At 71.6% G+C, this 22,935-nt stretch carries 17 protein-coding genes; 6 read left to right on the top strand and 11 right to left on the bottom strand.

The genetic code is table 11. The features are described 5' to 3' along the window. Nucleotides 1-29 precede the first annotated feature (29 nt). From AB0M35_RS12615 to AB0M35_RS12625, 3 genes are read left to right on the top strand one after another with little or no spacing between them, the layout of a single operon-like run. Nucleotides 30-1,013, top strand: coding sequence for an iron-siderophore ABC transporter substrate-binding protein (locus AB0M35_RS12615; protein WP_363744636.1), 984 nt, complete (start codon nt 30-32; stop codon nt 1,011-1,013). After that, complete coding sequence (locus tag AB0M35_RS12620; RefSeq protein ID WP_363744637.1) at nt 1,010-3,118, top strand: iron ABC transporter permease; 2,109 nt, start codon at nt 1,010-1,012, stop codon at nt 3,116-3,118. Before AB0M35_RS12615 ends, AB0M35_RS12620 begins: the two co-directional genes overlap by 4 nt. Nucleotides 3,119-3,154: 36 nt before the next feature. Beyond that, on the top strand, nt 3,155-4,099 hold the full coding sequence (locus tag AB0M35_RS12625; protein WP_363744638.1) for a siderophore-interacting protein: 945 nt from the start codon (nt 3,155-3,157) through the stop codon (nt 4,097-4,099). Nucleotides 4,100-4,282: 183 nt separating this feature from the next. On the opposite strand, the gene AB0M35_RS12630 is transcribed toward AB0M35_RS12625, so the two are convergent. Together AB0M35_RS12630 and AB0M35_RS12635 are read right to left on the bottom strand one after the other, a co-directional pair. Next, on the bottom strand, nt 4,283-4,798 hold the full coding sequence (locus AB0M35_RS12630) for a 2'-5' RNA ligase family protein (RefSeq protein ID WP_363744640.1): 516 nt from the start codon (nt 4,796-4,798) through the stop codon (nt 4,283-4,285). 33 nt (nt 4,799-4,831) lie between these two features. Next, nucleotides 4,832-5,878, bottom strand: coding sequence for an NAD(P)-dependent alcohol dehydrogenase (locus tag AB0M35_RS12635; protein ID WP_363744642.1), 1,047 nt, complete (start codon nt 5,876-5,878; stop codon nt 4,832-4,834). A 124-nt stretch (nt 5,879-6,002) separates the two neighbouring features. Between AB0M35_RS12635 and AB0M35_RS12640 the strand changes: the two genes are divergently transcribed. Next, a complete protein-coding gene (locus tag AB0M35_RS12640; protein WP_363744644.1) occupies nt 6,003-6,908 on the top strand; it encodes a DUF72 domain-containing protein in 906 nt (301 codons plus the stop codon). A 7-nt stretch (nt 6,909-6,915) separates the two neighbouring features. On the opposite strand, the gene AB0M35_RS12645 is transcribed toward AB0M35_RS12640, so the two are convergent. The 4 genes from AB0M35_RS12645 to AB0M35_RS12660 form a co-directional block, all read right to left on the bottom strand. Then, a complete protein-coding gene (locus AB0M35_RS12645; RefSeq protein WP_363744646.1) occupies nt 6,916-7,296 on the bottom strand; it encodes a hypothetical protein in 381 nt (126 codons plus the stop codon). 109 nt (nt 7,297-7,405) lie between these two features. Next, on the bottom strand, nt 7,406-8,032 hold the full coding sequence (locus AB0M35_RS12650; protein ID WP_363744648.1) for a hypothetical protein: 627 nt from the start codon (nt 8,030-8,032) through the stop codon (nt 7,406-7,408). A gap of 81 nt (nt 8,033-8,113) precedes the next feature. Continuing rightward, nucleotides 8,114-8,965 carry an alpha/beta fold hydrolase gene (locus AB0M35_RS12655; RefSeq protein WP_363745199.1) on the bottom strand — a complete coding sequence of 284 codons (852 nt, stop codon included), beginning with the start codon at nt 8,963-8,965 and terminating at the stop codon, nt 8,114-8,116. 140 nt (nt 8,966-9,105) lie between these two features. Beyond that, on the bottom strand, nt 9,106-10,365 hold the full coding sequence (locus AB0M35_RS12660; protein WP_363744650.1) for a hypothetical protein: 1,260 nt from the start codon (nt 10,363-10,365) through the stop codon (nt 9,106-9,108). Between the two features lie 334 nt (nt 10,366-10,699). On the opposite strand from AB0M35_RS12660, the gene AB0M35_RS12665 reads away from it, so the two are divergent. Then, entirely contained in the window at nt 10,700-14,209 is a 3,510-nt protein-coding gene (locus tag AB0M35_RS12665) for an ATP-binding protein (protein ID WP_363744652.1), read from the top strand. 30 nt (nt 14,210-14,239) lie between these two features. Continuing rightward, nucleotides 14,240-16,723, top strand: coding sequence for a DNA topoisomerase IV subunit A (locus tag AB0M35_RS12670; protein WP_363744654.1), 2,484 nt, complete (start codon nt 14,240-14,242; stop codon nt 16,721-16,723). A gap of 166 nt (nt 16,724-16,889) precedes the next feature. Here AB0M35_RS12670 and AB0M35_RS12675 read toward each other — a convergent pair whose 3' ends face one another. The 5 genes from AB0M35_RS12675 to AB0M35_RS12695 all read right to left on the bottom strand — a co-directional run bounded on the left by AB0M35_RS12675 (nt 16,890) and on the right by AB0M35_RS12695 (nt 22,927). Then, the gene (locus AB0M35_RS12675; protein WP_363744656.1) at nt 16,890-18,233 is read right to left on the bottom strand and encodes a solute carrier family 23 protein; all 1,344 of its coding nucleotides are present in this window, start codon (nt 18,231-18,233) and stop codon (nt 16,890-16,892) included. A 255-nt stretch (nt 18,234-18,488) separates the two neighbouring features. Then, nucleotides 18,489-19,529: a spore coat protein gene (locus AB0M35_RS12680; protein ID WP_363745201.1), complete on the bottom strand. Its 1,041-nt coding sequence runs from the start codon at nt 19,527-19,529 to the stop codon at nt 18,489-18,491. Next, nucleotides 19,526-20,260, bottom strand: a complete 735-nt coding sequence (locus AB0M35_RS12685; protein WP_363744658.1) for a glycosyltransferase family protein — start codon at nt 20,258-20,260, stop codon at nt 19,526-19,528. The genes AB0M35_RS12680 and AB0M35_RS12685 overlap by 4 nt, the downstream gene beginning before the upstream one ends. Continuing rightward, nucleotides 20,253-22,055 (bottom strand): class I SAM-dependent methyltransferase, encoded by a 1,803-nt coding sequence (locus AB0M35_RS12690; protein WP_363745203.1) that lies wholly within the window; start codon nt 22,053-22,055, stop codon nt 20,253-20,255. The genes AB0M35_RS12685 and AB0M35_RS12690 overlap by 8 nt, the downstream gene beginning before the upstream one ends. Nucleotides 22,056-22,090: 35 nt before the next feature. Beyond that, entirely contained in the window at nt 22,091-22,927 is an 837-nt protein-coding gene (locus tag AB0M35_RS12695) for a hypothetical protein (RefSeq protein WP_363744660.1), read from the bottom strand. Between the last annotated feature and the right edge of the window lie 8 nt (nt 22,928-22,935).

Consider the following 22,935-nt stretch of genomic DNA (forward strand, 5'->3'; position numbering starts at 1 on the left):
CTCCGTAACCACACCCGAGAAAGAACCTCATGTCCCGTACCCGTGTCACCGCCCTGGTCGCCGCCGCCACCGCGCTGCTGCTGGCCGCTTGCGGCACCACCGAGAACACCGCTGAGCCCGCCCCCTCCGCTTCCGCCGCCGGCGGGCCGGTCACCGTGACCGACAGCCGTGGCAAGGAGGTGAAGCTCGACAGCCCCGCCACCAAGGTCGTCGGCCTGGAGTGGGGCGAGGTCGAGATGCTGGTTAGCCTCGGCGTCATGCCGGTCGGCGTCGCCGACCCCAAGGGCTACGCCACCTGGGTGACCGCCGCCAAGCTCGACGCCGACGTCAAGGACGTCGGCACCCGCGGTGAACCCAGCGTCGACTCGATCGTCGCCCTCGACCCCGACCTCGTGGTCGTCTCCGACGGTCGCGGCGCCGCCCTGCTGGACCAGCTCGAGAAGTACGTCCCGGTGCTGGTGACCAAGAGCAGCGACGCCACCGACAACGTGGGCCGGATGCGCGCCGACCTCAACATGATCGCCAAGGCGGTCGGCAAGACCGCCGAGGCGGAGAAGCTGCTCGCCGACTTCGACGCCGCCCTCGCCGACGGCAAGAAGAAGATCGCCGACGCCGGCGCCGCCGGCAAGCCGTTCGCCATCGCCGACGGCTGGAAGGAAGGCAGCACCGTCAGCATCCGGATGTTCGGCCAGGGCGCGTTCGTCTCCCAGCTCGGCATCCAGCTCGGCCTCACCAACGCCTGGACGGGCAAGGTCGACGAGGCGTGGGGCCTGGGGCAGACCGACGTCGAGGGCCTGACCGTGCTCAAGAGCCCGGACCTGCACTTCTTCTACAACGCCTCGGACGGCACCGACGTCTTCGCCGACGGTCTCGCCGACAACGCGATCTGGAAGTCGCTGCCCTTCGTCAAGCAGGGCAACCTGCACCGGATGCCGGACGGCATCTGGACCTTCGGCGGGCCGCTCTCCGCCAAGCAGTACATCGACCAGTTCGTCAACACCTACGCGGTGTGACCGAGCTGTCCGCGCCTCCGCGTTCGGAGTCGGCCCTCGGGTCGGCTCCGGCCGGACGCCTCTCGGCCCCCCGCGTCGTCGGGGCCTTCATCGCGGCCACCGCGCTGGCACTGGTGGTCGCCGTCGTGCACCTCACCCAGGGCACCTCCGCCGTGGGCGCGCTCGACCTGCTGCGGCTGATCACCGGCGGCGACGACGAGACCGTACGGGTACTGGTCGCCTCCCGGCTGCCCCGGCTGCTCGCCGGGCTGGCCATCGGTGTCGCCCTCGGCTTCGCCGGCGCGGCCCTCCAGTCGATCGCCCGCAACCCGCTCGCCTCGCCGGACACCCTCGCCGTCAACGCCGGTGCTCACCTGGCCATCGTGTCGGTCGCCGCGTTCGGCATCGCGTTGCCCGCGTTGCCCGCCGGAGGGCTCGCCTTCTGTGGCGGTCTCGCGGCGGCGGGCCTGGTGATGGCGATGTCCTCCGGTGGGCAGGCCGGCACCACCCGGCTGATCCTCGCCGGCTCGGCCACCGCGCTGGCGCTCAGCTCGGTGACCATGCTGCTGCTCCTGCTCTTCGAACAGGCCACCATCGGCCTGTTCGCCTGGGGCAACGGTTCGCTGGTGCTGAGCGACCTGAACGCGCTGACCCAACTCGCCCCGGTCATCGGCATCTCCATCGTGGCGCTGATGCTGCTCGGGCACCGCCTCGACATCCTCGCCCTCGGCGACGACACCGCCACCGTGCTCGGCCTCGACGTGCGGCGTACCCGACTGATCGTGACGGTGCTGGCCGTCCTGCTCTCCGCCGCGGCGGTCACCCTCACCGGGCCGGTCGGTTTCGTCGGCCTCTGCGCGCCGGTGATCGTCCGGCTGCTCGGGCGGCTGGTGCCCGGCGTACACCGTCACCGGGTGCTGCTGCCGCTCTCCGGCATCGCCGGAGTGATCATCGTGCTCGGCTCCGACGTGCTGCTGCGTGCGGTCATGGGCGCCCAGGCCGGTGTCGACATCCCCACCGGTGTAGTGACCACCCTGCTCGGTGCGGCCATCCTGATCTGGCTGGCCCGGCGGCACCGCGACGCCGGACCCACCCGTCGACCGCCCGGTGGCCACGCCGCCGTACGCTCGACCGCCTTCCACCGCACCGTCGTCATCGTGGCGGCCACCGTCGCCACCGTCGCGGTGGTGGTCGGCATGCTGGCCGGGGACACCTGGGTGCTGCTCGGTGACCTCGTCAACTGGGTCAACAGCAGCACCGGGCCGGCGTACACCTTCGTGCTGGACCAGCGATGGCCCCGAGTCGCCGCGGCCCTGCTGGCCGGCGCGGCGCTGGCGGTGGCCGGCACCACCGTGCAGGCGGTCTGCCGCAACCCGCTGGCCGAGCCCGGCATCCTCGGCATCACCGCCGGTGCCGGCCTGGGCGCCGTATCGCTGATCACCTTCGTGCCGCTGGCCGGCGTCTGGGCCGTCTCCGGGGTGGCCGGGCTCGGCGCGATGCTCGCCTTCGCCCTGGTCTACGGCGTGGCCTGGCGCGGCGGACTCAGCTCCGACCGGCTGGTCCTGATCGGCTTCGGTGCCTGGCAGGGCGGCATGGCGTTGATCACCTTCCTGATCGTCTCCCACGACCCGTGGAACACCGGCAAGGCGCTGACCTGGATGTCCGGGTCCACCTACGGTCGTACCGCCACCCAGGTGCTGCCCGTGGCGATCGCGCTGCTGGTGCTCACCCCGGCCGTGCTCGCCGCCCGCCGCGAACTCGACCTGATGGCGTTGGACGACGACACCCCCCGGGTGCTCGGGGTCCGGCTGGAACGCACCCGACTGGTCGCGCTCGGCGCGGCGGCGCTGCTCACCTCCACCGCAGTCTCCGCCGTCGGCGTGATCGGGTTCGTCGGTCTGGTCGCCCCGCACGCCGCCCGCGCCCTGGTCGGCGGCCGACACTCCCGGGTGCTCCCGGTCGCCGCGCTGCTCGGTGCGGCCCTGGTCAGCCTCGCCGACACGCTCGGCCGCACCGTGATCGCCCCGGCGCAGATCCCCGCCGGCCTGGTCACCGCCCTGATCGGCACCCCGTACTTCGTCTGGCTGCTGTGGCGCTCGCGCGCCTCGGCTCCACAGTCCCGGTAACCGTCCCGTGAGTCGGCCGCACCCCAGGAAGGCAGCATGACCAACACCCTGCCCGTCGCACCGTGGCGGTTGTTCGCCGTCGAGATCCGCGCGGTACGTCGACTCAGTCCGTCCTTCGTCCGGGTCACGTTCACCGGACCGGACCTGGACCGCTTCGCCGACAACGGCTACGACCAGCGGATCAAGCTGGCCCTGCCGCTGCCCGGTGAGCGCGGGGTCTACCTGCCGCAGGGCCCCGACTGGTACGCGCAGTGGCGGGCGCTGCCGGAGCACCGGCGCAACCCGATCCGCACCTACACGGCGCGGGCGGTCCGGCCGCACCTGCACGAACTCGACGTCGACCTGGTGCTGCACGGCGACGGCGGCCCGGCGAGCCGGTGGGCTCAGCAGGTCCGCCCCGGCGACGAGATCGCCATCGCCGGGCCGGACGCCGGCTACGAGGGCGACCACGGTGGACGCGAGTTCCGGCCGCCGTCGACCGGGTGCCTGCTGCTGGCCGGGGACGAGACGGCGGTGCCGGCGATCAGCGGCATCTGCGAGCGGCTGCCACTGGACGCCCGTGGCCGGGTGTTGCTGGAGATTCCCGTCGCAGCGGACGTACTGCCGCTGGTCGCGCCCCCCGGCGTCGAGGTGACCTGGCTGCCCCGCGACGGCGGACAGTACGGTGACCGGCTGATCGGCGCCGTCGCCGACGCGGCACGGGAGTTGCTCGCCGCGACGCAGCCGGGCGAGGTGGGCGTGCCCGTCGCCGGTCTCGATCCTGCCGCCGGTCAGCCGATCGAGGACGTGGACGTGGATCGCGCGATCCTCTGGGAGGTGCCCGACACGCCGCCGTCGGCCCCGCTCTACGCCTGGTTGGCGGGGGAGGCGGGTGTCATCCGTACCCTTCGCCGCCACCTGGTCACCGACTGCGCCCTGAACCGCCGCACCGTCGCCTTCATGGGCTACTGGCGCCACAACCACCCCGACCCCACCCCCTAACCCCCCCGCGCCCTCCCCTCCCCTCCCCTCCCCACCCCTCCCCACCCGCCCCGCCTCCGCGATCTTGCACTTTCTGTCCCCGTAAACTGCGCATAGCGGGCGAATCGGCGACCGAAAGTGCAAGATCGACGGCGTGAGGGGCGGGCGTGCGGGGGAGGGGAGGGGGAGGGCGCGGGGGGGGGGTTAGGGGAGGGGGTGGGAGATGTTGCGGGCGTGGTCGGTCAGGGCGGCGGTGGTGATGGTGGCGTCCAGGGGGAGGATCTCCAGGCAGCGGCGGATTGCGGACGCCATCAGCGTGTTCGGTACGCGCATCGACAGGGTGCAGTGTGGAACCCAGGTGCCCGGGCGGTAGTGCTCGGTCAGGGCGATGCCGGCGGCGGCGAGCCGGTCGTGCACCCGCCGATGGTGTTCCAGCAGTTCCACGGTGGGCACCAGGCCGAGCCAGAGCACCCGGCCGACGAACTGGCCGGCGTACTGGAAGGACAGCCGCAGTGGTGCGGCCACGGTCGTACCGGCCAGCGCCGCCGCCACCTGCTGCGGGTCGAAGCGCGGCGCGACCGCCAGCGACACGTGCGGCCGGTGCCGCTGCTCCAGCAGCGAGCGCATGCTCTGCACGCCCTCGGCCTCCAGGGCGTCCCAGAGCACCCGGATCCGGCGGGTGGCTACGGTGTCCAGGTAGAGCTCCAGCGCGGCGACCACATGATCACTCTAGGCGGCCGCAGGCGCCGGTCGTCACGGCACGATCACGGCGCGGCCTTCGAGGGTGCCGTCCTGCATCTGCCGGTACGCACTCATCGCGTCGTCCAGTTTGAACGTGGTCGTCTTCGGCCGGAGCAGCCCGCGTGCGCCCAGATCCAGCACCTCGATCAGCTCCGGTCGGCTGCCCCAGTAGGTGGTCTGGATGCTGACCTCGTACGGCACGGAGAAGAAGCTCACCGGCAGCGATCCGCCGCCGATGCCGACGATGGTCAGGTCACCCAGGGAGCGCGCGGCGGCGGCGCCCATCTTCATGGTGGCGTCCGCGCCTACGAAGTCCAGCACGACGTCCGCACCCCGACCCCCGGTGGCCGAGCGGATCTCCTCGACGGTCCCCTCGCCCGAGCGTAGCGTCTGGTCGGCGCCGCACTCCTCGGCGAGCCGCAACGCCTCGTCCCGGGTGTCCACGGCGATGATCCGGGCCGCGGTGGTGGCCTTGAGGATCTGTACTCCCACGTGACCGAGTCCACCCACACCGATCACCACGGCGGTGCTGCCGGGCGGCAGCTTGGACCAGGACCGGCGGATCGCGTGGTACGGGGTGAGGCCCGCGTCCGTCAGCGGCGCCGCCAGCACCGGATCCAGCCCTTCGGGCAGCGGTACCACCAGCCGGGCGTCCGGCACCAACTCGTACTCGGCCATCCCGCCGTCCAGGCCCAGACCACCACCTCCGCCGGGAATCGGCGCGGCGGCCGGATTCTCGCAGTAGTTCTCGGCGCCGAGCCGGCAGCGGGGGCAGATGCCGCAGCCCCACGGGCCGTAGACGGCGACCGGCTGACCCACCTCCAGCCCGGCGACGCCGGTACCGAGAGCGTGCACCCAGCCGGCGTTCTCGTGACCGAGCGTGAACGGCGGGTTCCAGGGCAGGCTGCCCGCTTCGAAGTCGTGCATCAGATGCAGGTCGGAGTGGCAGGCACCGGCGCCGCCGATCTTCACCACCACCTGACCGGGGCCGGGCGTCGGCTCGTCGACCTCGACCAGTTCCGGATCAGTCTTCCAAGCGGGCAGTCGTAGCGCACGCATCCTTGCCTCCCGTAGTCCGCTGTCGCCAACGAAGGGCTCCCCGCTGGACGCTGACCCAAACTCACTTCTCGTCCCGTCCCGCCAGCGGTTGCCGAACCCGCCGGGTGGCGGTGCACTGAATTACATGACTGTCATCAAGGTGGGCACGTCCTCGTGGGCCGACCGGACGCTGTTGCGCTCCGGCTGGTACCCACGCGAGGCGAACACCCCGGCCGGTCGGCTGGGCTACTACGCGGACAGGTTCCCGCTGGTGGAGGTGGACACGTCGTACTACGCGGTGCCGGCGCCGGAGACGACGCAGGGCTGGGTCGACGCCACCGGCGCCGACTTCACCTTCAACGTCAAGGCGTACCGTCTCTTCACCGGCCATCCGACCCCGGTCGCCACCCTCCCCGCCGATCTGCGCCCGGCCCGTGGCCCGGATCAGATCCGGCGCCGGGACCTGCCGCCGACGGCGTACGACGAGTTGTGGCGCCGATTCCGCGCGGCGTTGGCGCCGATCGCGGCGGCCGACCGGCTCGGCGCGGTGCTGTTGCAGTTTCCGCCGTGGCTGGCCCGTGGTGAGGCGGCCCGGCGCCGGATCGCGGAACTGGCCGACCGCTGCCGGCCCTGGCGGGTCGCCGTCGAGTTGCGACACGCATCCTGGTTCGACGGCCGGGCGGCATTGGAGACGCTGGCCTTCCTCCGCGAGCACGAGCTGACGAACTGCTGCGTGGACATGCCGCAGGGCCACCCCGATTCGGTGCCGCCGATCCTGATCGCCACCGCCGACCTGGCGATGGTACGGATGCACGGGCACAGCACCGCCTGGGACGGTGGCGACAAGGAGGACCGGTTCCGCTACGCCTACGGCGACACGGAACTGCGCAACTGGTCGCAGTTGCTCACCGAACTCGCCGGACAGGCCGATGAACTACACGTCCTGTTCAACAACTGCTGCGCCGGGCAGGCCCAGCGCGACGCCGAACGGCTCGCCGAACTGCTCGCCGGGCGGGTCCCCGCCGGTGCCGAACGGTCGTCGCGCCGCTGAGCCGTGGTCAACTCCGCCGGGACACCCCTTCCGGTCGCATGCCGGTCGCCTCCTCCAGCGCGTTGTCCGGCAGATCCTCGTCGGCGACCTCCTCGGGGAACGAACGGCGCGACGGCGCCGGATCCGGAGGCGCGCCCGGACCGGCGGCCGGCGTCCGGGTCGGCTCCACCGACCCGAACCCGTGCCGCCCGGCGAGCGGATGCTCCGTCGGAGTCTCACCGGCCCGCCGTTCACCACGCCGACCCTCCGGTACGGCGGACTCCTCACTGCCCTCGTCCATCGGTGAGTCCTCGCCGACGCCCCACGGCGGGTCGGCGTCGAAGCCGTCGGTGGTCCCCCAGGGCTCGACGCCCTCGGGCCCCCGGTCCTGCCTGTCCCTGTCCGTCATGGCCACCTCGCTGATCGGCGCCGGTTGCCGGCCGGCGGTCCGGATGCTGCTTCTCGACCTCAGCGGCCGACATCGCGGTCTGCGGCCGGACCGCCCGCGTCGCCGCCACTCAGTGGCCGTTGCGGCTCATCGCCTTCGACATCTGCATCAGGCTGGCGCCCTTGGCCATCGTCTTCGGCTGCATCAGGCCGTTGGCCCGGCCGAGCATGCCGCGCAGGACCTGTCCGGGCTTCTGCTGCTCACCCATGTACGCGGTGACCACGATCAGCGCGCCGGTGAGCGCCGGAATGGTCCACTGGAGCAGCCTGAGCTGCCGCTGGCAGGAGGCCACGTTCTGCGGCGTCTGCTGGTTCGGTTCGGTGACGCCCGCCACGCTGGGGCCACCGGCCCTGGCCAGACGATTGCCGAGCAGCCGGCTGTAACCGGTCACCGCGAGGGCGCTGACGGTCAGGGCCGTCTTCAGCGTGCTCGCCCGACCGACACCGCGCTGGGCGGCCATCCGAGGGCTTTCGGTGACCAGTTCACCGACCGCCCCGGCCAGGTGGGCGCCGATGGCGGCGGCGTTGACCGGGGTCCACCTGGACCAACCGGCCGAGGCCACCGGGAGTCGCTGGGTCGAGTCGCCGACCCGGGCCGCGGCGCCGTTGACGCCGAACGCTCCCATCAGGGAGCCGCCGAACCAGGCCGCCAGGCCCAGGTCGTGCATGGATCGCAGGGTGGTGTGCGTGTCCGACATGATTGTCCCCCTCAGCCGTTTCGAGCGCTGCGGCTTACCCCCGATGAGCAGCACTAATCGCGGGGGCGAAGGTGGTGTTGGTCAGCGGACGGGAAGGGTGGCGGCGAACTCGGCGACCCGGGCGGCCAACGGCTCGGCGGCGTGCCGTACCCAGGTGAAATGGTCCAGCGGGACACCGTCCGGGCCGGCGTACCGCTCGCGTACGACGGGGGCCGAGGTGAGCTTGGCGCAGAGCCGGTCCAGCGTGGGATGCGGGGTGTACTGGTCGTTGTCGACGCTGACCGCCAGCACCGGGGTGCTGATCCGCCGCACCGCCGCCTCGGTGTCGACGCCGTCCAGGTGCGGAAAGCGGCCGTTCCGTGCGGTGTGGGCCCAGTCGCGGATCACCCCGCGTGCCTGCCGGCCACCGAATCCCCAACCGGGCCAGATTCCGAGCAGCCGCGCCGTGGCGGCGATGCCCTGGGTGTACGGCAACACGCCGTAACGCCGTGGGCCGGTGAAGTCCCGCCAGTACGGGATGCCCACGGCCATCAGCGCCAACCCGTCGACCTCCTGCCCGCCGTGCAGGGCCAGGTGCAGCACGGCGGCCTGCCCACCGAGGGAGTGCCCCAGCAGCAGCGTGCGCCGCCCGTCGAAGCGAGCCTTGAGCGCCGTGCGCACCGCGCCGATGTCGGCGGCCAGTTCGGCGTAGCCGTACCGGCACGCCCGGCTCGGCCGGGGGGTGCTCTCCCCGGTGCCGCGCAGGTCGGCCACGACCACGGCCAGCCCGGCGGCGTGCAGGGCGGTGGCGAACGGCCGGTAGTACCTCGCCCGCACACCCATGGCCGGCGCGATCAGCACCACCGGCGCCCCAGCCGGGCCCGCCGGTTCCGGGTAGACCTGGATGCCCAGGCGGGCGCCGTCGACCTGGACAAAGTCCTGCACGTACTCCACCGTCGCGCTCACCAGAACAGGTTACCGATGAGTAGCGTGCGTCGGGGTGCCGGGCCCCGCCGGGTCGCCGACCCGTCGGGAGCAGCCGGCCCGCACCCGGTGGCACCCAGCAGGTGCGGGATGCGGGCCGGCCCGGGCGGTCAGGAGAGGCTGATCGTGCCGTTGGACGCGCGTACGCAGGCCACCGAGCGGGCTGCGGTGGTGGCGGCGCCGGACAGGCACTGGCCGAGCACCTGATGCCCGGCGGCGTTCGGGTGCCACGATTCCTGGCAGGTCTGGAAGTAGGTCGCGCAGGTGTTCGCGATCCGCTGGATGGCGATCTTGTCCTTGCCGGAGAGGCTGGTGACGAAGGTGCCGTTGGGCGGGTTGTCCATCAGCCGGATCGGGGTCGCCAGCGTGCCGGTCGGGCTGTTGGAGTTCTCGCAGAGCCGGGCGCCGTCGAAGGCCCGCTGGACGTTCAGATAGACCAGGTCGGTGCTGGGGAACTCGGCGGCCAGGGTGTCCCGGGTGGAGCGCACGATGGTGCCGAGACCCTGGGAGAAGCGGTGGCCGGGGGCGAGGCTGGCCCGGTGGATCGGGCAGCCGGCGGCGTACCGCTCGGCACCGAGGGCCCGGAACTTGTCCCGGGTGTCGTCCCGGCTGTCCTCCGAGTGGTAGGACGACGCCAGGTCCAGCGGCAGCGGGTTCGTGTAGTCCTGCAACACCACCCGGTGCTGACCGTCGGCGTCCACCTCGCGCAACGTGGTCAGGATCTGGCGTACCGCCGCGGTGGTCTCGGCGGTCGCGGCGCTGATCTGGGCGGCGGTGGCCAGGTCGGCGTCCGTGCAGGGCTTCTGCTCCACCGGGCCGTTGAGGTATGCCCAGAACTCCCACCAGCCGGTCCAGGCGTCGGCGATGAACCGGTTGGCGCACTTCTCGGCGACCCCGCCGAAGGTGAACGAGCTGTTGTTGGAGCCGAGACCGATCAGTACCAGGTCGATGTCGTGGGTCTGGGCGACCGCGCGGAGCTGGTCGAGTTGGGCGGCCACCTGCCGGCCGCCGGTGCGCGCCGACGAGGCGGCGGCGATGTCGCGCGGCTGGCCGCCGGAGCAGGCCAGGTTGAACCGGTCCTGGATGCCGGGCAGCGACGCCTTGTGCAGCGAGGCATTGCCGGACCGGTGACAGAAGAAGGCGTTGTTGTTCGGCGCGGTCCAGCCCGGGAAGCTGCGCGCGACCCCGGTCGAGTCGACCACCGGCTGGTACGCCCCGGCGCCTTCGCCGCTGATGAAACTGTCGCCGAGTGCGACCGCAGCGGTCGGTGGCGCCGCGGCCGCAGGGGCGGCGCCGGTGACGGCGATGGAGAGGGTCGCTGCGGCGACGGCCAGAGCCATCGCGGCGGCGGTACGACGCAGTCTGGGCATGGCATTCCATCCATTCATGGAAATATGAAAGATCCTCTGGTGCGTGATGGAATCACGCAGGTGTGACCTGCGTCAACAATGGGAAACGCATGTGAAACGTGGGTCAGGCGGGAGTTACGTTCCTGCCCTCACCTGACAGGGCCCGGGCATAAGGCCGGGCACCGAGGCGTTGACCGCGGCAGGTACCACCAGCAGGGGCCTCCTGCGGCGTGCCGCGCGGGTGTCCGCGCCACGTGTCGGGGCGTACGGCTACGCTCGCTGCGGCCGTCCCACGCTGGGCCGACCACCAACGGTGCGGGGCAGCACATCGCCGAGACCGGGGAGTACGACGGAGTTGACCGCAGAGCCTGACACCCTGTACGGGGCCGACGACCTCACGCATCTTGAGGGGCTGGACGCCGTTCGCAAACGGCCCGGCATGTACATCGGCTCCACCGACAGCCGTGGCGTGGGTCACCTCGTCAACGAGATCCTCGACAACTCCACCGACGAGGGCGTCGCCGGCCACGCCACGAAGATCGAGATCACCCTGCACGCCGACGGTTCGGTGCAGGTCGACGACGACGGGCGGGGCATCCCCACCGACGTGCACGCCCGCTCCGGCATCTCCGGCGTCGAACTGGTGCTCACCCGGCTGCACGCCGGTGGCAAGTTCGGCGGCTCCGGCTACAAGACCTCCGGCGGTCTGCACGGCGTCGGTGCCTCGGCGGTCAACGCGCTGTCCCGCCGATTCGACGTCACCGTCCGTCGCGGCGGCAAGGTGCACACCATGTCGTTCCGGCACGGCGTACCCGGCATCTTCGACGGCGACGGCCCGGACGCGCCGTTCTCCGCCGGCCCGGGCCTGCAGGTGGTCGGCGCGATGAAGCGGGGCCAACGCACCGGCACCTCGATCCGCTACTGGTACGACCCCCGCTACTTCGAGACCGGCGCCACCCTCGATCACGACGCGGTACGCGCCAAGCTGCGCCACACCGCCTTCCTGGTGCCCGGCGTCAGCTACACCCTGCGCGACCACACCGCGCAGGAGCCGACCGAGGAGCGGTTCCACTACCCCAACGGGCTCACCGACATGGTGGACTTCCTCGCCCCGGCCGGCGACCGGCCGGTCTCCGGCACCCTGCTCGTCACCGGCGAGGGCACCTACCGGGAGAACGCCGCCGACGCCAACGGCGTCATGCAGTCAAACGTGCAGCGGCGCGCCGAGATCGAGGTGGCGTTCCGCTGGGGCACCGGCTACGAGCGCACCGTCGAGTGTTTCACCAACACCATCCGCAACGCGCACGGCGGCACCCACCGCAAGGGCTTCGAGCGGGCCCTGGCGCGCACCCTCGCCGACGCCGTACGCAACACCCGTGGCCTGCTCAAGGCCAAGGAGGACGCACCCACCCTGGACGACGTGCTGGAGGGCATGACCGCGGTGGTGCACGTGCGGGTCCCCGAGCCGCAGTTCACCTCGCAGACCAAGGACGAACTCTCCACCGCCGGGGTCACCAAGGTGGTGCAGGGCCTGGTCGAGCAGCACCTCAAGGCCTGGCTGGACGACCGCAGGACGAAGACCGAGGCGCGGACCGTTCTCCAGAAGATCGTCGACGCCGCGCGGGTGCGACTGACCCAGAAGCAGCAGAAGGACGCTGCCCGCCGTAAGACCGCCCTCGAAGGCGCCGCCATGCCTGCCAAACTGGTCGACTGCCGCGCGACCGGCGTGGACCGCAGCGAGTTGTTCATCGTCGAGGGGGACAGCGCGCTCGGATGCTTTACCGGTGACACCATGGTTGCGCTGGCCTCGGGCATCAGCCGCTCGTTCGCGGATCTTGCCGAGGATTGGCAGCGGGGCGTCACCCACTTCGGCTATACCACCAACAAGGCGGGTCGGGTCGTCGTTGCGCCACTGGTCGAGCCGCGCCTGACCAAGCGGGCCGCGCCGCTGGTGCGGGTGACTCTCGACAACGGCGAGTCGGTCAGATGCACCCCGGATCACCTTTTCCGCCTACGCGACGGCTCCTACCGGCGCGCCGACGCCCTCACGCCCGGCGATTCCCTCATGCCGCTCTACCGCAGCCTGTCCAGCAAGGCCGCAGGGCAGAAGCTACAGGGATACGAGCGGGTCTGGATGAACGACAAGGACGAGTGGGTCTACACCCACTATCTCGCCGACGCCTGGAATCTCAGGCACGGCCGGGACAGCGCGGCCAACGGCAACGTGCGTCACCACATCGACATCGACAAGCGCAACAACGACCCGCGCAACATTCAGCGTATGACCTGGGCCGACCACTCGGCGTTGCACGCCTCGATGATGGGCGAACATGTCCACGCAGGGTGGCGTGAGTGGTTCGAGAACGGTGGCCGTGAGTTCAAGTCGGCGATGCTGACGGCTCAGTGGCGGGACCCTGATTTCCGTGAGGCATGCCTGGCTCGGCTCTTCGCGCTCAATGAGTCCCCCGCCTTCCGGGCAAAGTTCGAGCAGGGATTCCAGGATTGGTACGCCGCGCTCAGTGACGACGAACGGCGTACCTACGCAGACCGGATGCGCCAGCGGCAGGCAGGTTACTGGTCGAATCCGGAGCACCGGGCGAGGGCTGCGGAGCGGGTCAGGCGGTACTTCGCCGACCCGGCCCGGCGTGAGCAGTGGCGGGAGCGGTCCGTGCGGCAGTGGCAGGACTCCGAGCTGCGTGCCTGGCGATCGCAGAAAACGATCGAGCAGTTTTCGGACCCTGCGGAACGGAACCGGCAGCGCAACGCGGTGTTGGCCTGGCACGCGGACAATCCGGAGTTCGGCGAGCGTCACTCGCGCCGGATGCAGCAGCGGCTGACCGATCCGAACAATGACCATCTCGCGAAGGTGCAGGCCGGACGTGCCCGGTACGTAGCGACCGTGCCGCGTGGCGAGCGGGTGGGTCGCCAGCAGGACGGGCGTCGGCTTGCCGCGCTACGCCGACTCGCGCCGATGCTCGCCTTGGAAGACGGTGACCTCGCGGCGGCGTATGAGGCTGAGCGCCTGAGGTCGGCCCGTACGGGACTGCGCTTCGACCGGCTCCTCAAGCTGTACGACGATGACTACGCCCGCCTTCGTGAGGCTGCTGCCCTGGTCAATCACCAGGTGGTGTCCGTCGAGCCGCTCGACGAGGTGGCGGACGTGTACGACCTGACGGTCGAGGGTTACCACAACTTCGCGCTGGAGGCGGGTGTCTTCGTACACAACAGTGCCCGGGTTGCCCGTACCGCGGAATACCAGGCGCTTTTGCCGATTCGCGGCAAGATCCTCAACGTGCAGAAGGCCAACCTTCAGCAGGTGCTGGACAATGCCGAGTGCGCGGCCATCGTGCAGGTGCTCGGCGCGGGCTCCGGGCGTACCTTCGACCTGTCATCCATGCGGTACGGCCGGGTGCTTATCATGGCCGACGCGGACGTCGACGGCGCGCACATCCGGACGCTGCTGATCACGCTGTTCGCCCGGTACATGCGGCCGTTGATCGAGGCGGGGCGGCTCTACGCCGCGATGCCGCCGCTGCACAAGATCACCACGAAGGGGCGTAACCCGGAGACCATCTTCACCTACACCCAGGCGGAGATGGAGGCGACCGTCCGCAAGCTGGAGAAGGCCGGCAAGCAGATCGTCACCCCGATTCCCCGGTTCAAGGGTCTCGGTGAGATGGACGCCGACGAGTTGTGGGAGACCACCATGAATCCGGCCACCCGGTCGGTGCGCCGGATCACCCTGGAGGACGTCGACGCCGCCGAGCGGATCCTCGAACTGCTGATGGGGGAGAAGGTCGAGCCGCGTCGTAACTGGCTGATCGACTCCGCCGACCGCGTCGACCGCGACGCCATCGACGCCTGACCATCGGGTTCTCGGAAGGAAAGCTGAGCCATGGCACGCCGCAAGGAAACGAAGGTCGACCACTCCGCGTTCGACCGGGCCGGCGCGCGGGTCTTCGACAACCCGCTGGTCACCGAGGTCTCCGACTCCTACCTGGAGTACGCCTTCTCGGTCATCCACTCCCGGGCCCTGCCGGACGCCCGCGACGGCCTGAAGCCGGTGCACCGGCGCATCCTCTACGCCATGTACGAGTCGGGCTTCCGGCCGGACCGGGCGCACGTCAAGTCGGCCCGGGTGGTCGGTGACGTGATGGGGCGCTACCACCCGCACGGCGACACCGCGATCTACGACGCGATGGTCCGGATGGCGCAGGACTTCTCGCTCAACGTCCCACTCATCGACGGACATGGAAATTTTGGAAGTCCTGACGATGGACCGGCGGCGGCGCGTTACACCGAGGCTCGGATGTCGCGCGAGGCGATGCTGCTCGTCGGCGAGTTGGGTGAGGAGACCGTCGACGTCGAGCCCAACTACGACGGCTCGCTGACCCAGCCCACCGTCCTGCCGGCCGCCTTCCCGAACCTGCTGGTCAACGGCACCTCGGGGATCGCGGTCGGGATGGCCACCAACATGATCCCGCACAACCTGGGCGAGGTCGTCTCGGCGGCCCGCTGGCTGATCCGGCACCCGAACGCCACCCTCGACAAGCTGATGGAGTTCGTCCCCGGTCCCGACCTGCCCACCGGTGGGCTGCTGCTCGGCCTCGACGAGGTGCGCCGGGCCTACGAGACCGGCCGGGGCGTGGTGCGGATGCGCGGCAAGGTCGAGATCGGCCCGCTGGAGGGCAGCCGGGGCCGGCAGGCGATCACCGTGGTCGAGTTGCCGTACGGGGTGGGCGCGGAGAAGGTCATCGCGGCCATCACCAACGAGGTCACCAAGACCAAGCGGCTCACCGGGATCGCCGACGTCAAGGACCTCACCGACCGGGAGAACGGCACCCGCCTGGTCATCGAGTGCAAGGTCGGGGTCAACCCGCAGGCGTTGCTCGCCGACCTGTACCGCCTCACCCCGTTGGAGCAGTCCTTCGGCGTGAACAATCTGGTGCTGGTCGACGGCCAGCCGCGCACGCTCGGGCTGAAGGCGCTGCTGGAGGTGTTCCTGGCGCACCGCTACGAGGTGGTGACCCGGCGCAGCGCCTACCGCAAGCGCAAGCGGGAGGAGCGGCTGCACCTGGTCGATGGCCTGCTGATCGCCCTGCTCGACATCGACAAGGTGGTCAAGCTGATCCGGGCCAGCGACGATGCCCAGGCCGCGAAGGACGGCCTGATGCAGAAGTTCAAGCTCTCCGAGATCCAGGCCAGCTACATCCTGGACACTCCGTTGCGTCGACTGACGAAGTACGACCGGCTGGAGTTGGAGGCCGAGCAGGAGAAGCTGCGCGTCGAGATCGCCGAGCTGTCCACCATCCTGGACGACGAGAACGTGCTGAAGAAGGTCGTCTCCGACGAGTTGGCCGCGGTGGTCAAGCAGTTCGCCGCGCCGCGCCGCACGACGCTGGTCGACGGTGACCTCAAGGAGGTGCTCGCCGCCTCCGCACCGGCCGGGCCGCTGGAGGTGGCCGATGACCCGTGCCAGGTGATCCTGTCCGCCACCGGCCTGGTGGCCCGTACCGCAGCCGAGTCGGAGGAGGCCGCCGAGGGGCGGCGCCGGCACGGTCGGGTCAAGCACGACGCGGTACGCGCGGTGGTGCACTCCACCGCCCGGGGTCGGGTGCTGCTGGTGACCAGCGCCGGTCGGGCGTTCAAGGTGGACGTGTTGCCGTTGCCGGTGTTGCCGGAGCAGGCGGGCACGGTGTCGCTGCGTGGCGGGATGTCCGCGGCCGAGTTGGTGCCGCTGGAGCCGGGGGAGACGGTGGTCGGTCTGGCGCCGCTCGGTCCGACGGCCGAGGGTTCACCCGGCCTGGCGTTGGGCACCCGCCAGGGGGTGGTCAAGGTGTGTGCCCCGGACTGGCCGGTCCGCTCCGACGAGTTCGAGGTGATCGGGCTGCGTGACGGCGACGAGGTGGTCGGGGCGACCTGGTTGACCGACGGTGCCGAATCCCTCGCCTTCCTGACCAGCGTGGCGTCGCTGTTGCGTTTTCACGCTGGCACGGTTCGCCCGCAGGGGCTCAAGGGTGGCGGCATGGCCGGCGTCGCCCTGCCGGACGGGGCGCAGGTGGTGTACTTCGGCGCGGTGCGCACCGACGATCCGCAGCACGGTGAGCCGATGGTGGTCACCTCCACCGGCGCCACCGTCAAGGTGACGCCGTTTGCGGCGTACCCGGCGAAGGGGCGGGCGACCGGCGGGGTACGCGCGCAGCGGTTCCTCAAGGGTGAGACCGACGTGGTCGTCGCCTGGATCGGCCCTCGCCCGGTGGGCTCGACGGCCAATGGCGAACCGGTGGAACTTCCGGCCGCCGATCCCCGTCGCGACGGCTCCGGTTTCGCCGTCATGCTCGGCCCCACCGTGATCGGTCATCAGATCGATCGCCAGTAGGTGGGGGTCCCGGCCGGCCTGGAAGTGCGAATCGAGCAGGTCTGGCGGTTCTTCTCGCAGTTCTGATCCGGATGTGTCGAAGTCCCCGGTCCCAGCCGGGGACTTCGACACACGGTCCAGCCTCGATGCTGCCGGCAAGCCGAGCGGCGCGTGGCAGCGGATCTGCTCAGAGTTCTGGCTCGGGGCCCTGGCGGGAGGTCGGGGTGGTGTTGCGGAGGCGGGCGATCAGGCGCATGCCGTGGTAGGTGATCAGGGCGGCGGCGCTGCCCAGGGCGATCCCGTGGAAGGAGAGGTCACCGGCGGTGAGGGTGTAGTCCGCAGCGCCGATGATCACCGCGACGGCGGCGGTGAGCAGGTTCACCGGGTCCTGGAAGTCGACCCGGTTGTCCAGCCAGATGCGGGCACCGAGGATGGCGATCAGCCCGTAGAGGGCGGTGGTGGCGCCGCCGAGCACACCGGCCGGCACGGTCAGGATCAGCGCGCCGACCTTCGGGCTGAGCCCGAGCAGCACCGCAGCCAGCCCGGCCACCCAGTACGCGGCGGTCGAGTAGACCCGGGTGGCAGCCATCACGCCGATGTTCTCGGCGTACGTGGTGGTGCCGGAGCCGCCCCCGGAGCCGGCCAGCACGGTGGCCAGGCCGTCACCCATGAACGCCTTGCCCATGTCCCGGTCCAGGTTGCGGCCGGTCGTGGCGGCGACGGCCTTCACATGACCGGCGTTCTCCGCGATCAGCACCAGCACCACCGGGATGATCAATACCACGGCACGCAGGCTGAAGCTGGGGGTGTGGAACTCGGGCAACCCGACCCAGGCGGCCTCGCGCAGCCCGGTGACAGCGGCCGGGGCCAGCCCGCCGGTCAGCGCGGCGAGCAGCCAGCCGACGAGCACCCCGAGCAGGATGGACAGCCGGGCCAGGAAGCCCCGGAACAGCACCGTGAACAGCAGGATCGCGACGAGCGTGACGACCGCGATCACCGGCTGGGCCTTGACTCCGCCCTCGCCGCCGCCGTCCCACGCCACCGGGGCGAGGTTCAGGCCGATCAGCATCACGATGGCGCCGGTGACCAGCGGCGGCATCAGCCGGTTGATCCAGCCCGCCCCGGCGAACTGCACCACCACCCCGACCAGGGCGACTGCCACACCGGCCACGACGATGCCACCGAGGGCCGGGCCGATGTCGCCGCCGGCCTTGGCCGCCAGCACCGGCGCGATGAAGGCGAACGACGAGCCGAGGTACGACGGCAGTCGGTTGCCGGTGATGAGCAGGAACAGCAGGGTGCCCAGCCCGGAGAAGAAGAGCGTGGTGGCCGGTGGGAAGCCGGTGATCAGCGGCACCGTGAAGGTGGCACCGAACATCGCGACCACATGCTGCACTCCGATGCCCAGGGTGCGGGGCCAGGACAGCCGTTCATCGGGGTGCACCACGTCGCCGGGGCGTACGGTCCGGCCGTCGCCGTGCACGGACCAGGGTGACCAGCGGGAACGTGGCTCGGTGGGGGTCTGGGTCATGGGTGGCCCTTCGCGTCGGAGTGCTGACGGGGGCGATCAACCCTGAACGTAGTTTCTAGCACGGGCGGTTGCGGGTGGTCGCGAAGGCCAGGAAGGGGCCCTTGCGCTACCTGAGGTGTCAACGAGGTGCCTGTCCTCACCGGCCGTCAGGCGACGCCGGTGGGGCGGAACTGGACGCTGCCGCTCGGCCCGCCACGGCACGCCCGCAGCAGGACGTCGAGCACCTGATCGGAGCCGTGCACCCAGCCCGGCCGATTAGCACACCTGTTCTGCTGGTCGGTGGAGCGTGTCGAGGACCGCGTTGACCACCCGGGCTCGGCCCTGCCCGTCGATCGCCGACCAGGCCCGCTCGGACAGCGCCGCCCGGCGTACCCCGCTGGTCAGCAGGTCGTCCAGGGTGTGTGTGGCGGCGGTGGGGTCGGCGAGCAGGTCCGCCAGCTCACCGAGCCCGGCGGCCAGCCCGGCGGCGACCACCCGACGGTACGAGTCGCGTTGGTTGTCCACCACGCAGACCAGCGCCGACGGCGCACCCAGGCAGCACAACTCCCAGGTCGACGTGCCCGCCGCGCTGACCACCAGATCCGCCGCCGCGATCAGGGCGGGCAGCTCGCCGGTCGGCGGCACCACCTCAAGCGTCTGCCCCGGTGCCGGGGTGAGCCGGGCCAGCCGGGCGGCCAGGTCCGGTCGGCCGGCGACGACGGTGAGCACCATCGGCCGGCCGGTCGACAACAGCACCTCGGTCAGCACCGGCGCCGCACCGGCCGCGTCGGTGCCCCCGAAGAAGGCGAGCACCGTCGGAGGTTCCACCGGCATCGCCGAGCGGGCCGCAGCCGGCCGGGCGGCCAGCACCTCACCCCGCAGCAGGGCGTACCCGCTGCCGGCCAGCAACCGTCGCGCCGGCACGACCAGGTCGGTGCCGAAATTCTGGTCCAGGTACAGGTCGGCGTCCTGCCCCCGGGTGTCGCCGTCGACGATCGCCAGGGTCAGCACGCCCGCCGCGCGCACCGCACCCGCCCCGGCCGGATCCAGCTCGTACGAGTCGAGCACCAGCACGTCCAACTCGCGCCGACGCGCCGCCTCGACCAGCTCGTCGGGAGTCTGCGGTCCGGGGTGCAGCGGGATGCCCCGGGCGGCGAGCTGGTCGGCCGCCCAGCCGACCCCGGCCACCGTGCCGAACACCTCGACCCGGGCCCCCCGACGCAGGAACTCCTCACCGAGGGCGAGACAGCGGACCAGGTGCCCGACGCCCCGCTGCGGACCGGCGTCACACCGCAGACCGACACGTAACGTGTTCAGCTCTCCTCCAACCGCTTCTGCCGGACGTCGGCGTTGAGCGCCCGCACCTCCGGCTGCCCGTCGAGCCAGTCGGCGAGCTTGGCCAACGGCACGCTGACGTCGCCGAAGTGCTCGACCACCGCACGCATCAGCTGCCAGTCCGGCTCGGTGTCCAGGGTGAGCCGCAGCGGGGAGCGGTCCGGGGTGAGCGTCACCCCGAGCACCCGGAAAAGCTCCGGATGGCGGTACGCGTACGAGGTGACGTGCACCCGGTGGTGCGCGGTGGCGAGCCGGTCCACGGCCCGCAACGCCCCGGCCCGGATGATCTCGACGTCCAGCCCGCGCGGCAGCGTACGGGCGATCGACGTGCTGACGTAGTCCAGTCCCGGCGCGCCCCGGTACACCCCGGCGACCAGGGCGACGATCTCCGGGTCCAGCAGCGGGCAGTCGGCCGTGAACCGCATGACGGCGTCAGCGGGATGCGCGTCGAGCGCGCCGACGAACCGGGTCAACACGTCGTCGACGGGCCCACGGTGCCAGGCCACCCCGAGCCGGTCACACTCGGCGACCACCGCGTCGTCGGAGGCGTCGGTGCTCGTCGCCACCACCAGGTCGGCGAGCACTCCGCTGTCCTGGGCGGCCCGCACCACCCGGCCGAGCACGCTGCGTCCGGCCAGTGGGCGCAGCACCTTGCCCGGTAGTCGGGACGAACCCATGCGGGCCTGCACGATGCCCACGATCCGGTCACTCATGGTTGCCGTCCTTCCGGGAGATGGCTGCACGGGCCCGTCGTTTCGCGGCCCGCGCCCCCCGTCTGGCCATCCGGGCCGGAGTGCTGGCCAACCGGGCGAGCTTGTAGCTCACCGTGCCGCTGAGCAGGTCGAGCTTCGCCTCGGCCCGGCGCAGCGCGCGTTCCCGCGAGGTGAGCAGCTCCTCGGTCCACGTCAGGGCCGCGGCCAGCCGGGTGTTCTCGTCGCGCTGGCGCAGCCACGCGTCGCGCAGTTGCTGGTAGCTGTGCCGACCGGGCGGCGGGTCGGTGGGCGTGAGTGCCCGCAGGTCGCCGTCCGGCCCGCTGCGCCCCTCGGCGTCGCGGTCGCCCCGGCGTCCGGTGTCCAGGCCACGGCGTCGGCCGGTGTCCCGCTCGCGTCGTACGGCGGCTTCGAGGTCCAGCGCGGCGTCGACCACGGCCCGGTCGAAGTCCCGCCCGGCCACGCCACCGAGGACCACGGTCAGACCGGCCACGTCCAGCGTGGCGGTCCACGGGTGGGCGTAGCCGCCGGTGAGCAACTCGGTGGCGAAGCGGCACAGGGCACGAGCTAGCACCACGTCGACCGGTAACGGGTCGTCGGCCCGCCGGCTCGGATCCAGCACCGCGAAACGGTCACCGGAGACGACCAGGTTGTCCGCCCCGGCCAGCGCCACCGCGCCGGTGAGCCGGTCGGCGTCGGCCTGGCCGGTGAGCCAGTCGGCGTACCCGCGCAGCAGTCGACGCAGCAGGGCCGTGTCGCGGCGCAGGCAGCCGTCCAGCAGCAGACTGTGCAGCAGGCGCCCGTCGGGCACCGGCCCTTCCGGCGCCGCCGGGTCGAGGTGGGTGATCTCCCGACTGGCGTACGGCGTGCGCACCGACCGTGGGACGATCGAACCCGACCGATGCCAGTGCCAGCCCTGCGGACCGTCGACGACCTCGACGATCCGGCCGTCGGAGCTGTCGTTCGCCAGCACCGCCAGCGGCAGCGCGGCACGGTCGGTGGCGTTCAGGTCGTCGCCGGAGCTGGCCGCACGGTGGGCGATGACCAGCCAGCCGGGGGCCAGCTCGGCTGCGCGGCCGGCGTACAGCGCGTCCACCGCCAGCCGGGCCGGGTCGGCGACCACGAACCGGTCGGCGTAACCGCTGGTGCAGGCGGTGTGCAGCACCGCCTCGAACAGCCCGGACGTGGTGTGCCGGGCCACCTGGTCGGTGGCCAGCAGCACGGTGGTCGACTCCGGGCGGGGGTAGGCGACGTAACTGGTGTCCATCCGCAGCCCGGCCGCGTCGAGCCGGAGCCGCAACTGGTCCAGGTTCGCCGGGCGGCCGGTGTCCAGCACCCCGCCGACCGTCCACTCGGCGTCGTCGCGGCCCACGTACCAGCCGGACGCCGCCACCAGCCGGTGTACGCCGAGCGGGTTGTCCAGCCGCAGCAGCAGGACGCCGCCGGGGCGTACCGCCGCCGTCAACCGGGCCAGCACTGCGTTCCAGCCCAGCGGGGGGCCCTCCACCGACTCGACGGCGTCCAGTCCACCGGCGGCGATCACCACGTTGTACGCCTCGTCGGTCGGCAGGCCGGCTGCTCCGGCGGCCACCACTCGGTCGACCCGGCCGGCCAGCGCCGCCGCGTCCGGGTAGCCGCGCAGCAGAGCGGTGACGTGGGTCTGACCCAGCGCGTCGAGCACCGCCGGATCGACCGGCCCGGCCAGCAGCACGTCGGCGCCGGGCGGCACCAGCCGGGCCACCAGCGCGGCCAGCGGCCGGTTGCCGGCATCGGCACGCCGGTCGGACCAGGTCAGCATCTCGCCGCCGGGCAGCGTCACCGCAGTCTCGGCCGTCACGTGGTCTCCTCCTGTGTAGCCGCCCAGCCCAGCAGTTCACGCAGCGCGGCCGGCGGGTAGCGGTGGTCGACGCCCAACTCGGCGCGGGCGATTTCCACGGCGGTCGGCAGGTGCACCTGCTCGCCGTGCAGCTCGGGCCACTGGCGCCGGATCCGGGCGGTGCCGCCGAAGGTCGGGTCCTCGCCGGCCAGCACCATCGGGTTGCCGTACACCGCCGGTGCGCAACCGGCCGCGATGCCGTAGAAGACGGCGCTGGTCAGTCGGTTGGAGGCGACCCGGGCATGCCGGCGCAGTTCGGTGAGCTGCCGGTCCAGGAAATCCGGGTCGGTGTCGGACCACCAGTGGCCGCGATAGCCGTGGCAGATGACCCGGAAACCGGCGTTCTCGTAACGGCGGCGTACCCGGCGCATCCGATGCTCGTGCCAGTAGAGGCAGACCGTGACCGGCCCGGGCTCGGTGTCCCGGATCTGGGCGATCAACCTGTCGTGATCCCCCTCGACGTGCTGGCCCTCCCAACCGTGGAACGGGTACCAGATGGTGCCGGCCCGCTGCGGCGGCGACTGCGGTTCGGGGCGCATCGCCAGCAGGTAGGTGAACGGCGCCCCGATCACGGTGACGTTGCGCCGCCCGAGCGACCAGGCCCGCCGCCGGGTCTGCTCCGACCACAGCAGACTCGGTGTGCCCTCGGCGTACGGATGCCCGGGCGCCAGGCCGTCACCGATGTTCCAGCCGTGCTGGACGTACCCGTTGATCCGGGGTGGATGTCCGTCGCTCAGTCCCGCGTAGCGGGCCAGCACGTGGGCGTGGCCGTAGAAGTGGTTCGCGTGGTGCACCGACGTCC

The sequence above is a fragment of the Micromonospora sp. NPDC051196 genome (assembly GCF_040682415.1).
In the GTDB taxonomy this organism is placed as follows: domain Bacteria; phylum Actinomycetota; class Actinomycetes; order Mycobacteriales; family Micromonosporaceae; genus Micromonospora.